Source organism: Actinophytocola sp. (genome assembly GCF_045807065.1).
Taxonomy (GTDB): domain Bacteria; phylum Actinomycetota; class Actinomycetes; order Mycobacteriales; family Pseudonocardiaceae; genus Actinophytocola.
In genome coordinates this window covers 1-12,022 of record NZ_JBJMIE010000678.1, presented here as the reverse complement: position 1 = coordinate 12,022, position 12,022 = coordinate 1, and the positions used below count along the sequence as shown (strand labels likewise).

12 protein-coding genes are annotated in these 12,022 nt (G+C 71.6%); 4 read left to right on the top strand and 8 right to left on the bottom strand.

Features of this window, described 5'->3' with window-relative positions; genetic code table 11:
* A partial coding sequence (locus ACJ73U_RS39925; protein WP_407782983.1) for an ATP-binding protein occupies positions 1 to 1,729 on the bottom strand: 1,729 nt, incomplete at its 3' end.
* A 32-nt stretch (positions 1,730 to 1,761) separates the two neighbouring features.
* On the opposite strand from ACJ73U_RS39925, the gene ACJ73U_RS39920 reads away from it, so the two are divergent.
* Positions 1,762 to 2,598, top strand: coding sequence for a patatin-like phospholipase family protein (locus ACJ73U_RS39920; RefSeq protein ID WP_407782982.1), 837 nt, complete (start codon positions 1,762 to 1,764; stop codon positions 2,596 to 2,598).
* Between the two features lie 7 nt (positions 2,599 to 2,605).
* On the opposite strand, the gene ACJ73U_RS39915 is transcribed toward ACJ73U_RS39920, so the two are convergent.
* Positions 2,606 to 4,009 carry a lipase family protein gene (locus tag ACJ73U_RS39915; RefSeq protein WP_407782981.1) on the bottom strand — a complete coding sequence of 468 codons (1,404 nt, stop codon included), beginning with the start codon at positions 4,007 to 4,009 and terminating at the stop codon, positions 2,606 to 2,608.
* A gap of 87 nt (positions 4,010 to 4,096) precedes the next feature.
* On the bottom strand, positions 4,097 to 4,282 hold the full coding sequence (locus tag ACJ73U_RS39910; RefSeq protein WP_407782980.1) for a hypothetical protein: 186 nt from the start codon (positions 4,280 to 4,282) through the stop codon (positions 4,097 to 4,099).
* A 92-nt stretch (positions 4,283 to 4,374) separates the two neighbouring features.
* Between ACJ73U_RS39910 and ACJ73U_RS39905 the strand changes: the two genes are divergently transcribed.
* On the top strand, positions 4,375 to 4,797 hold the full coding sequence (locus tag ACJ73U_RS39905; protein WP_407782979.1) for a hypothetical protein: 423 nt from the start codon (positions 4,375 to 4,377) through the stop codon (positions 4,795 to 4,797).
* A 40-nt stretch (positions 4,798 to 4,837) separates the two neighbouring features.
* On the opposite strand, the gene ACJ73U_RS39900 is transcribed toward ACJ73U_RS39905, so the two are convergent.
* A complete protein-coding gene (locus ACJ73U_RS39900; RefSeq protein ID WP_407782978.1) occupies positions 4,838 to 5,380 on the bottom strand; it encodes a DinB family protein in 543 nt (180 codons plus the stop codon).
* A gap of 276 nt (positions 5,381 to 5,656) precedes the next feature.
* Here ACJ73U_RS39900 and ACJ73U_RS39895 point away from each other — a divergent pair, with 276 nt between their 5' ends.
* On the top strand, positions 5,657 to 6,169 hold the full coding sequence (locus tag ACJ73U_RS39895; protein WP_407782977.1) for a TetR/AcrR family transcriptional regulator: 513 nt from the start codon (positions 5,657 to 5,659) through the stop codon (positions 6,167 to 6,169).
* A 77-nt stretch (positions 6,170 to 6,246) separates the two neighbouring features.
* On the opposite strand, the gene ACJ73U_RS39890 is transcribed toward ACJ73U_RS39895, so the two are convergent.
* Positions 6,247 to 7,095 (bottom strand): cytochrome P450, encoded by an 849-nt coding sequence (locus ACJ73U_RS39890; protein WP_407782976.1) that lies wholly within the window; start codon positions 7,093 to 7,095, stop codon positions 6,247 to 6,249.
* A 110-nt stretch (positions 7,096 to 7,205) separates the two neighbouring features.
* On the opposite strand from ACJ73U_RS39890, the gene ACJ73U_RS39885 reads away from it, so the two are divergent.
* Positions 7,206 to 7,691 carry a pyridoxamine 5'-phosphate oxidase family protein gene (locus ACJ73U_RS39885; RefSeq protein WP_407782975.1) on the top strand — a complete coding sequence of 162 codons (486 nt, stop codon included), beginning with the start codon at positions 7,206 to 7,208 and terminating at the stop codon, positions 7,689 to 7,691.
* On the opposite strand, the gene ACJ73U_RS39880 is transcribed toward ACJ73U_RS39885, so the two are convergent.
* From ACJ73U_RS39880 to ACJ73U_RS39870, 3 genes are read right to left on the bottom strand one after another with little or no spacing between them, the layout of a single operon-like run.
* The gene (locus ACJ73U_RS39880; protein ID WP_407782974.1) at positions 7,688 to 8,317 is read right to left on the bottom strand and encodes a hypothetical protein; all 630 of its coding nucleotides are present in this window, start codon (positions 8,315 to 8,317) and stop codon (positions 7,688 to 7,690) included. The genes ACJ73U_RS39885 and ACJ73U_RS39880 overlap by 4 nt on opposite strands.
* Positions 8,317 to 10,017, bottom strand: coding sequence for an acyl-CoA dehydrogenase family protein (locus tag ACJ73U_RS39875; protein WP_407782973.1), 1,701 nt, complete (start codon positions 10,015 to 10,017; stop codon positions 8,317 to 8,319). Before ACJ73U_RS39875 ends, ACJ73U_RS39880 begins: the two co-directional genes overlap by 1 nt.
* A gap of 15 nt (positions 10,018 to 10,032) precedes the next feature.
* Positions 10,033 to 11,532, bottom strand: a complete 1,500-nt coding sequence (locus ACJ73U_RS39870; RefSeq protein WP_407782972.1) for an MFS transporter — start codon at positions 11,530 to 11,532, stop codon at positions 10,033 to 10,035.
* Positions 11,533 to 12,022 lie beyond the last annotated feature (490 nt).

Below are 12,022 nucleotides of genomic sequence, written 5' to 3'. Positions count from 1 at the left end.
GGTCCCGCGTCCAGGCGAGGAAGCCGTCGATCGCCCGCTCGGTGTCGGCGGACTCGGCCAGCCGGGCCGCGCCGAACTCGCGGACGGTCTCCAGCATCCGGAACCGCACGCCCGTCGGGGTGTCGGTCACCTTGAGCAGCGACTGGTCGACCAGGTGCTCCAGCAGGTCGAACGATTCGGCGCCCAGCACGTGGTCCGCCGCCTCGGCCGTCGAACCCCCGCAGAAGACCGACAGGGTCCGCAAGGCCCGCTGGCCGTCGGCGTCCAGCAGGTGCCAGCTCCAGTCGACGACCGCCCGCAGCGTGTGGTGGCGCTCGGGCGCGTCCCGGCGGCCGCCGCGGAGCAGCGCGAACCGGTCCGCGAGCCGCCGGTTGATCTCGGCGACCGACAGGACCCGCACCCGCGCGGCGGCCAGCTCGACGGCGAGCGGGAGGCCGTCGAGGCGGGCGCACAGCTCGGCGACGGCATCCGCCGGCAGGTCGACGCCGGAGCGGGCGGCGGTGGCGCGCTGGCGGAACAGCTCCTCGGTGGTGGCCTGGTCCAGCTCCGGCAGGAGGTAGACCGACTCCGACGACAGGCCGAGCGGCGCCCGACTGGTGGTGAGGATCCGCAGGTCGCGCGCCACGGCGACGAGCGTGGCGACCAGGTCCGCGGTCGCGGCGAGCACGTGCTCGCAGTTGTCGAGCACGAGCAGCGCACCCGGGCCGAGCGCGTCCACGATGCCGGTGACGGACTTCGCGCCGAGGTGCGGCAGCTCGACGACACCGAGGGCCGACGCGACCTCGGCGACCACGTTCCCGTCCCTGGCGACGCCGGCAAGGCTGACGAACTCCACGGCCCGCCTGGTGGACCGCCTGCTCACGGCGTGGGCGAGGCGGGTCTTGCCCAGCCCGCCGGGCCCCACGACCGACACCACCCGCGCGCTGCCCAGCAGGTCGGCGACGGCGGCGAGGTCGGCGTCCCGGCCCAGCAGCGGGTTCGGCTCGTGCGCGACACCCCGCCGGACGCTCGGCTGCTCGTCCTGGAGCAGCCGCTGGTGCGCCTGGCGCAGCGCGGGGCCCGGGTCGGCACCCAGCTCGTCCCGCAGCGCGCGGCGGTAGGCGTCGTAGCGGGCCATGGCCGCGGCCGGGCTCGTGGTCACGGCCTCGGCCCTGAGGAGCTCCGCGAGGATCTCCTCGTCACGCGGGTACTCGACGGCCAGCTCCGCGAGCGCGCCGAAGGCGTCGGCGTGCCGTTCGAGGCGGGCGAGCGCGAGGGCCCGCGCGCGTGTGAGGGTGCGGTAGGTGACCGCTCGCTCGGCCCGCAGGTCGGTGAGGGGGTCCTGGGGCTCCTCGGTCTTCGGTGGGCCTGCCCACAGCGCCAGGCCCGCCTCGGCGTGGTGGAGTGCCGTGGCGTGATCGCCGTGTTTGGCGGCCTGGGCGGCCCGGGCGGCGTGCTGGAGGACGGCCTGGGCGTCGACCTGCTCCTCGGCCAGCGCGAGGCGGTAGCCGGTGGGGGTGCGGGTGATGAGGGTGTCGCCGAGCTGGGCGCGGATGCGCGAGACCAGGATCTGGAGGGCCTTGGTGGGGTTGTCCGGCCGGTCCTCCGGCCAGATGCCGTCGACCAGCCGCGCCGCGCTCGCGCCGGCGGGCTCGCCGGCGAGCAGGGCCAGGAGGGCGCGCAGCCGGGGACCGGTGATCTCCCTCCCCCGGAACGCGACACGTGAGAGCACGGTCAACTCGACGGTCACATCGAGGAGGCTAGTCCCGTTAGGTTTGTGGCATGACACGTGCTTTGGTGCTGGGTGGCGGCGGGATCACCGGGATCGCGTGGGAGTGGGGGGTGCTCGCGGGCCTCGCGTCCGCCGGGGTCGACCTGCGCTCGGCGGACCTGGTGATCGGCACGTCCGCCGGGTCCGTGGTCGGGGCGCAGGTGGCCAACGGGCTCGACCCGGCGCAGCGGTACCAGGCCCAGCTCGTGCCGCCGGACGGGGAGATCGCCGCGGCATTCGGCCCGACGACGATGGCCCGGTTCGCGCTCGCGATGGTGGGATCCCAGGCGCCGCAGCGGGTCCGGCAGCGGATCGGCCGCCTCGCGCGGCGAGCGCCGACCACGGCGACGGAGGCGGACCGGATCGCGGTGATCGAGTCGCGGCTGCCGGTCCAGTCGTGGCCGTCCTCGGTGCGGTTGCTGATCACGGCCGTGGACATCGAGACCGGGGCGTTCCGGGTGTTCGACCGGGACGGCGGGGTGCCGCTGGTGCGGGCGGTGGCGGCCAGCTGCGCGGTGCCCGGCGTGTGGCCACCGGTCACCATCGAGGGCAAGCGGTACATGGACGGCGGGGTGCGGTCGGGATCCAACGCGGACCTGGCCGAGGGGTGCTCGCGGGTGGTCGTGCTGTCCCCGATGCCCCGCTCCTTCGGCCCGATGACCGGCGTCGCCGCACAGGTCGAGGAGCTGCGCCGGTCCGCGGAGGTGGCGCTGGTGACGCCGGACGCCGCCGCTTCCCGGGCCTTCGGACGCAACATGCTCGACCCGGCGGCCCGCGCCGCCGCCGCCCGCGCCGGCCTGGCACAGGCGTCGTCGGTGGTGGCCGCGGTGCGCGAGGTATGGAGCTAGCCCGGGCCTAGAGGCGGCCGAAGAGCCAGTGGTCGGTTCGGCCCGGGTCGCGGACCGCGGACTCGATGTCGGTCGCCGAGACAGACTCGCTCGACTGTGCCATGTGGAGTACCGCGTCCGCCAGTGCGGCGATCTCGCGTTCGAAGCCGTCGCCGGTCTCCACGTGGTGGAGGAACTCGGTGCGGTCGACCGAGCCGTCGGTGTTCATGTCGGCGCTGTTCGCGATCGCCTGCCACAGGGCTGCGTAGCCCGCGCGTACGGCTCTGGCCGCCAGTGAACCCGGTGGTGCGCCGCATGCCTGGGCCAGTCGCAGGGCGTAGACGGCCAGGTCGTCGCCCGTCAGCTCGCCGTCGTGGTCCGCGTCGAACCAGTCGAAACCCGTGCGGGCGCGGACGATCCGCGTCGCCCAGTCGATGATCGCGTCCAGGCCGGCGGCCAGCAGGTCCACGTGGTTGGCGCCGTCGTGCCGGTCGAAGATCACGTCCGCGCCCGCGTAGCGCAGCTCCGTGACGAACGACGCGACCACCTCCGCCGGCACGATGTCGTCGGCCGTGCCCGCGGTGACGTAGACCGGGCGGTCCATTCTCGTCACCGGCACGCGGCACGCCTCCAGGATCGCGGCCATGCCGGGACGGTGGTGCACGTCGGTCAGGCCCGCGTCGTCGTTGGTGAGGCCGCGCGTGGCCCGGTACATCTCGACGAGCGTCGCGCGGGTGGCCAGCTCCACGAGATCGCGGCCGGTGGCCGTGAGGAAGACGCGGGCGTCGACGTCCGGGTGCGCGACCCGCACACCCGCAAGCAGGAACGGCAGCAGCAGCGACACCGGCCGCCCGCCCGCCGCCGTCAGGAACCGCACCAGGGTCGGGAGGTTCACCGGTGGGGCCAACGCGACCGTGCCGCGGAAGTCCAGCTCCGGTGCGTAGCGGGTGGCCATCAGCGCGGTGAACAGCGCGGCGTGGGCACCCTGGGAGAAGCCGACCACCAGCCAGGTCCGACCGACTCGGTCGTGGAGGTGCCGCGCGGCGCGGACGATGTCGATGACGTCGTCCGCCACCGCCTCGCCGTGGAAGTACGGGTGGGGACCGGGAGTCGCGAGGCCTTCGTAGTCCGTGGCGGCCACGGCGTAGCCCGCGGCGAGCCAGCGTCCCACGTGGTCCCGTTCGTGACGGGTCAGGCCGGCCCGGGACGGGGCACAGTGGTCCGCGAGGCCGGTGGTGCCGTGGGCATAGCTCACCACCGGCCATCCGCTCGGCGGGGCGGAACCGAACGGGACGAACACCGAGCCGCTCACCGCGCGCCAGGCGCCGTCGTAGCCGACGCCCCGGTACACGACTCGGGTTCCGTCCGCGGCGTGCGCGGGCAACAGGTTCTCTGGCAGTGGGTGTCGTTCGAGCACGTCGCCGGTTCGCACAGTTCCTGAACGTAACTCTCGCCACGAGCGGAAAGCGCTCATGTCACCCCGCCGAACCGCGACATCACCCCGATGCCGCAACGAGTTCTAGCGGCGGTAACTCCAGCGACGGCCGTTGCGCACGGGCATTCTGTTGCCGATGCCGGCCATGTGCAGGGCCAGGCACAGCAGACCGGCGGCGATGAACGCGCTCGGGCCGATGACCGGCGACGCGTCCGCCAGGTCCATGATCAGCGCGATGGCGAAGAAGACCGCACCGAGTATCGCAACCATGGGGGGATCCTTTCGGGGGTAGAGATCTTCGGCCGTGAGTACCCGCCCTATACCCTTGCCAATCTCGCGCGTTCACCCGTGGATTGGTCAACTTGACAGAGGACATACCACTTCGCCGGCGGTCGGAAGTCCAGTGGGGCGACCCGGACTTCACCGTCCGCGTCGCCACCACGGACGAGCTGTTGCGCATCCAGCGGGAGAACGTCGTCAACGAGTGGGCACGGCGGTGGAGCTCGGAGGACGCGCTGCTGCGCCAGGTCGAGTCGGTCGCCGGGGTGTTCCTGTGTCCGATGCTGCGCAACGGCGGACCGGTCGCCGAACCCGAGTCCTACCGGTGCTGGGCGTGGTTCGTGCTCGGCGGCGAGGACGGCACCCGCGGCGTGACCCTTCTGGACGTCAGCCGCGCCGTCTTCGAGACACTGCCGGAGCTCGAGAGCCCGACCGAGCTGCGCCGCGTCATCAAGGCCACCATGGCCCGCGTGATGCTCGGCTCCCGCTTCGAGGACATGTGGTGAACGGTCCACACGGACCTTCCGCGATGTCCACGATGGACGGCTAGGCGCCCACCGCGCCGTCGATGCGTTCGCGGAGCAGGTCCGCGTGGCCGTTGTGGCGCGCGTACTCCTCCACCATGTGGATCAGCACCCACCGCAGGGACACCGTGCCGCGCCAGCCGTCCTCGCCGGTGACGTCCAGGTCCGGCGCGTTCGCGGTGAACCGCTCCGCGAACGCCACCTCCACCCGCCACGCCGCCCACGCCCCGGCGATGACCGCCGCGTCCGCGACCGCGCCGTCGAAGTCGCCGTCCGGGGCGTCGGCCGAGGAGAACAGTGGCGGCGCGTCCTGCCCGGCGAGCACCTGGCGGAACCACCGGCGCTCGACGTCCGCGAGGTGCCGCACCAACCCGAGCAGCGACAGCGTGGACGGCGGCACCGACCGCTCGGCCAGCTCCGCGGCGAGCCCGGCGCACTTCACCTCCAGCGTCGCGCGCTGCGCCCGGAGGGTCGCGGCGAGCACGGCCCGCTCGTCGCCGGTCACGGGGGTCGCGAACCGGGGGTCGTCCTCGCCGCCGAACAGCTGCGCCCTGCGTGTCGCCATGCCGGCAGGTTAGCGACCCAGCAGGCGGCGGGCCGAACCCCATCCGCTCGGCCACGTCCGGCCCACGCACGTCGGTGGGCGAGCGGCCGGGCGGCGCGTTCGACGACGGTGACCTCGTGCCCGGCCCGGACCAGCCAGAACGCGAGCGACGGCCCAGCGAGACCGGCGCCGGAAACTCAGGATTTCCATAATTTCTCTCCCCCTTTTCCTGACCAACGGTCAGACAATCCGAGCGCACATATCTGACCACCGGTCAGGCAACGTTATGCTGAGAACATGCTCAGCACCCGCGCGCAGATACTCGCCGCCGCCCGCCGTCTGTTCGTCCAGCAGGGCTACCAGCACACGTCGGTCCGCGAGATCGCCGAGCAGCTGGGCATGACCAAGACCGCGGTGCTGTACCACTTCCCCACCAAGGCGGACATCCTCGCCGCGGTCGCCGAGCCGTTCCTGGCCGACATGGCGGCGGCGCTCGACGGCGTCACGTCGCGGGAGGAGGTGTTCGCGGGGATCGTCGACGTGTACCTGCGGCACCGCACCCTGTTGCGGGACAACGTGATGCACGACCTCGCGCTGCTGGCCCAGGCCCCGACGGTCAGCCGGTTCCGGGACCTGATGTTCCAGGCCAACCGGCTCGCGGCGGGCCCGGACCCGACCCTGCGCGACAAGGTGCGCGCAGCCCAGGCCATCGCCGCGCTCAGCGACCCGGTCATCGCCCACGCCGACGAGCCGGCCGACGAGCTGCGTGCGGAGGTCCTGCGCGGCGTCTCGCGGCTGTACGCGGAGTGAGTCCAGGGGCGCCAGGAGTCCGGCTCCGCGGTGGCCGTCCGCCGACACCAGGCGCTGCAACGCCTGACGCGGCAGGGTCAGGCGGCCTTGGCCAGGCGGTGGCGGAGGAGGACCGGGAGCGTGGCCACGTCGTTGATGGTGAACGACGGCAGCGGCGGGATCCGCTCCGGCGGCACGGCCAGGTGCAGCCTGGGGAAGCGGTCGAGCAGTATCCGGATCGCCACCTCGGCCTCCAGCAGTGCCCGGTCGGCCGCCGGGCAGGAGTGCGGGCCGACGCCGAACGCCAGGTGTTCCTTGCTCGCCCGGTCGATGTCGAAGATCTCCGGGTCCTCGTGCACGTTCGGGTCGCGGCCGTGGGCCAGGTGGTTGAGGAGGATCGCCTCGCCCGCGCGGACGGTCACGCCGTCGCCCAGGTCGATGTCCTCCTCGGCCCGGCGCAGCACCGAGGCCACCGGGCAGTGCACCCGCAGAGACTCCTCCAGTGCGTCGGGCCAGCGGTTGGGTTGGGTGATCAACGTCGCCAGCTGGTCCGGGTTCGCCAGCAGCTCCCGGATGGTGTGGTTGATCAGCGCGACCGTCGCCCGGCTGCCGAAGCCGGCCGTCACGGGCAGCCGCCGTGAGTAGGTCGCCCGCAGGTCGATTGGCTCGTCGGCCGGCTGCGCGGCCAGCTCGTCCAGCAGCGTCGCCACATCCGGGCGCGGCGGCGTGATCGGCTCCGGACCCGGCGCCACGTGCCCGGAGACACCCGGGTGTGCCGACAGGAAACGCACCACCTCGCCCCGGCTGACCGACCACGCCGGCCGGCCGTCCGGCAGCTCGACGGCCACCGCGGGCCCCGCCGCTCGCAGCTCGTCGGCCTGTGCGTACAGGTACCGGCCGCCCCGGCCATCGATCTTCACGGACGCTCGCGCGCTGAAGTCGGTCATCCCGCGCCTCCTGACCTACCCGATCAGGGAAACCTAACCCCACGGGGAAACCGCCGGGTAACTGGCCGAACCATTGCCGCGCACCGGAAATCGCGCCTAGCCTGGTAGGCATGAGCGCCGAGCGCACCGAACGGATACTGGCGGAGGCCAAATACCTCGCACTGTCCACGGTGTCCGCCCACGGGGAGCCGTGGTCGGCCGTGCTGCAGTACGCCCGGCTCTCCCAGCCGCTGCGTTTCCTGTTCGGCTCGGCCACACAGTCCAGGCACAGCAGGCACATCACCGCGAACCCGACCGTGAGCGGCTCGCTGTTCGTGACGGGCGACGGCGACCTGACGGCGGTCGACGGCGCACAGTTCACCGGCACCTGCCGCGAGCTCACCGAGGACGAGGTCCACCGGCACCACGGCACGTTCTACGACGCCCTGCTCCCCGACGAGAAGGACCGCGCGGAGTACACACTTCCGGTGGCGGCGCTCCTCGCGCCGGCGAACCACCGCATCTACCAGATCACCGTGGACCGGCTCTGGCTCATCGACACGAGCACGTGGCTCGAGGACCGCATCGACCGCCGCGTCGAGGTGGCGGTCCCCTAATCCGCCACGGTCGACCAGAACGCCGTCTCGTAGGCGTTGACCATCCGAGCGACCCGCAGCAGCGCCACCGGGTAGTCTCCTTCGGACAGTCCGGTGACGACGGTGTCCACCGCGAGCTTCAGCACTTCTTCCGGTGTGTCCGCGAAGAACCGGAAGTGCGCGACCGCCTGCTCGGTGAACCCGTACCGGGCGACCAGGGCGTCCGCGGCACGCGTGTAGTACCCGCCGGACTCCTCGACGTTCACCAGCAACGCGAACGGCAGCGCCGACCGCGGCCCGAACGCGGCGGTCTGCGCCAGGAAGGCCGGGTACGCCTGCGCGAGGGGCCGCGGTTCGTACGCACGCAGGTCCGCCTCCGACAGGTCCACCGCGGCGGCGAAGTCCAGCAACAGCCGCAGCGCCTCCTCCTCGCCCTCCGCCAGACCCGCGAACAACGGCGACGACGGGAACCGCTCGGCCAGCAGCGCGCAGCTCCGCCGGTCACTCGACACCAGCCAGTACAGCTCCCCCGCCAACACACGCAGCCGGGCGGGTGTCACCGTGCCGGTCTCCAACGCGCCGAGGAAGCGGTTGGGGGTTCGGACAAGGGACTGTTGGGCCTGTTCCACCAGTGCGCCGACGTCCATCACTGCCTCCGGATCTTGCGATGCAGGTTCGGCCGGGTGGACGGCCCGGGCACCGGCTCCGCGATCCACGGCCCCTCGATGGACGCGTCCAGCACCCCCTCCTCCAGCCATGTGTAGCTGTCCGCCAGCACCCGCGCGGCGACCGCCGCGTCGTGGGTGTCCGTGTTGACCCGCAAGCGGTCGCTCAGCTCGGCCACCCGCCGCCGTGACTGCCGGCAGAACGCGTCGGCCAGCTCGACCGCCGAGTCCCCGAGTGCCTTGGCGTACACGCAGGAGGCGGTCATCGCGTACAGCTCGGCGGCGATGTCGACCACGCGACCGAGGAACAGCTGCCGCTCGCCGATCTCCGCGCCCCACCGCGCCTTTCCGGTGTCGAGCCGCCCGGCCAGCCGCCGCGCCGCCCGGTCCGCGAACCGCACGTGCTCGCCGAGCACCCCGAACGACCGCGCCGACTCACCGGCCCGCGCCGGACGCCCGTGCCCGGGAACCTCCGCCGCCAGCACGTCGGTGGCGATGAACACCCGCAACGCCTCGGTGGACCCGTCGAAGATGCGACCGATCCTGGTGTCCCGCAACAACTGCTCGACCGGCACCCCGCGCTCACCACGCGCGGCCGCCGACTCGGCCGTCTCGTATCCGCGCCCGCCGCGGATCTGCACCAGCTCGTCCGCGATCCGCCAGGCCATCTCCGACGCGAACAGCTTGGCCAGCTCACCCTCCACGCGGGTGTCGACCACCCCGGCGTCCGCGTGCCGCCCGGTCACCTCGACCATGGCCTCCAACGCGAACCCGGTCGCCGCGATGAACGCGATCTTGCTGGCCACGGCCTCGTGCGCACCGATCGGCCGGTCCCACTGGACGCGCACCCGCGACCACTCACGGGCGATCTTCAGGCTCCACTTGGCCACCGCGGCACAGACCGCCGGCAGCGACAGCCGCCCGGTGTCCTGCGCGGCGAGTGCGACCTCGAGCCCCTGCCCCTCCGGACCGATCAGCCGATCCGCCGGCACGAAGACGTCGTGCAGCCGGATCACCCCGTTCTCCAGCCCACGCAACCCGAGGAACGAGTTGCGGTACTCGACCGTGAACCCGGGCGCGTCGGTCTCGACCACGAAGGCGGACATCCCACCGGGTGCCATGGCCATCACGGCGAGGAAGTCCGCGAGCACCCCGTTGGTGGTCCAGAGCTTCACTCCATCGAGGACATACCCGCCGTCGACCGGTGTCGCGGTGGTACGCACGCGGAAGGGGTCGTTGCCGATGTCCGGCTCGGTGAGGATGAACCCGGAGATCTCCCGCACACACCTGGGCAGCAGCTCACGCTTCTGCTCATCGGTCCCGAACAACCGCAACGGCTGGACCAGCCCGATGGCCTGGTGCGCACCGAGCAGCTCCCCCAGCGAGGAGTGCGTGCTGCAGACGATCATCAACGCCCGGTGGTAACACACCCCGGGCAACCCCAACCCGCCGTACTCCCGGGGAATCTTGATGGCGAACGCACCGAGGTCCTTGAGCCCGTTGATGACCTCGTCCGGAATCCGGTCCTCCCGCTCGATGAGCCGCGCGTCGACCTTCTCCTCGCAGAAGGTGCGCAACCGAGCCAGGAACTCCTCGCTGTCCGGGTCGAGCCCAAGCGGCGGCAGGGAGTCGAGAAGGTCGACCCGAAGCCGCCCCGAGAACAGCTCGCGACCGAAGCTCACCCTGTCCACTGTCAGTCACGCATCCACTGTGGACTGCTGCGACTCGTCCTGGACCGGCGCACCCGTGGGCGGCACGTGCCTGAGCCGAGTGGCCGCCACCACAGCCCCCACCGCGGCAACCACCGCGGCGATGACCGCGGCGAGGTTGAGCCCACTGGTGAACGCGGCCCGGGCCGGCCCCAGCACCGTGCTGGCGACCTCCGAAGGGAGCCCCTGCGCGGCGGACACCGCACCGTCGAGACTTTCCCGCGCCGCGCCCGCGACACCCGCCGGCAACCCACCGGGCAACACGATGTCGTTGCGGTAGGCGGCAACCCCGACGCTGCCGATCAACGCGACACCCAGGGAAAGCCCGAGGTCGTTGGCCGTGGTGGACAGCCCGGACGCGGCCCCGGCCTTCTCCGGCGGTACGGACCCGACGATGAGCCCGGTGGTGAGCGCCATGGCCGGGTTGACGGCCGGATAGAGCACGATGAACCCGGCGAGCAGCAACGGCAGCCCAGTCGTGCTGTTCACCTGCGTGAGCATGAGGTACCCGACGACCTGCACGGCAAGCCCACCCGCGATGATGTACCCGGGCCGCACCCGCCGCGCCAGGATCGGCGAGAACAGCGACACCCCAACAAGAACCAGGGCGGCGGGCAGGATCGCAAGCCCGGTCCGCAACGGCGACAATGCCGCGACGAGCTGCAGGTACTGGGTGAACATCAGGTAGATGCCCCCCATGGCCAACGCGGCAAGGATGTAAACGGAAAGCGCCCCGGACACCGTCCGGTTGGCGAACAACCGCACGTCGAGCAACGGCGCACTGGACCGCAGCTGCCGCACCACGAACCAGACCCCGAACGCGACCCCGACGACGATCCCCCCGAGCGCGACCGCCCCCGAGTCATCCTTGGCGAGCGTCTTGACACCATAGATCAACGGCAACAGCGTGGCGAGCAACAACCCGACGCTGAGCAGGTCAAGTTTGCCGGCCCCCGGGTCCTTGTGCTCCGGCAGCAGGAAGGGCGCCCCAACGGCCACTAGAGCCATGACGGGCACGGCGACCAGGAACGTGGCCCGCCAGTTGAACACCTCGATCAACACCCCGGACAGCAGAGGCCCAAGCGCGACACCAACGGAGATGCTGGCCGCCCAGGCCCCAATCGCGATCCCACGCTGCTTGGGGTTGAGGAACATCGAGAAGATCAACCCGAGGGTGGCCGGCATGACCGCCGCGGCCGCGACGCCGAGTATCGCCCGCCAAAAGATCATCCACCCGGGATCCCCGGTAAAGGCGGCAACGAACGAGACGACCGCGAACACCGCAGCCCCAACGGTAAACACAAGCCGACGCCCAACCCGATCACCGAGCGTACCCATGGCCACAAGGAACCCGGCCATGAGAAACCCGTAGATGTCGACGATCCACAACATCTGCGTGCTGCTGGGCCGCAAGTCCGCGGCAATGTGCGGAATAGCGAGAAACAGGATCGTCAACATCATGAACAGAAGCAGCGACGGCAGGACCAACAGCCCAAGCCCCACCCACTCCTTACGCCCAGCAACCAACTGCGACGGTTCACCAGTAGTGGACATGGGCTAACCTTCCCGAACCGAGTGATTTCAAAGGGCAAGCCTTCCCTCGACGGTAGGGACCGCGAGTAACAACCCGGTAATCGACTCAGGAAACCTGCCGAGGGCGAACAGGGCGACCAAAACCCCCGTGACGAAGGTGACGAACGCGACCGAGCCCCGTGACCAGAGTGGCGGAGCCGAACCCAGCCACGTCGCCAAAGTGACGAAGGCGACCCGAGCCCCAGGCGCAAGGTGACGCAGGCGGCCCGAGCCCCGTGGTCGAGGTGACGCAGGCGACCCAAGCCCCCGTGCCCAAGGTGACGGAGCCGGACCCAGCCCTATGGCCAGGGTGGCGAAACAGACCTCCCCCCAAGGCAGTTCGGTGGTGGTGGCGGGGGCAAGGCAGGCAGGCGCCAGCCTGCCCCCGAAGGGGCCTGCCCAGGGC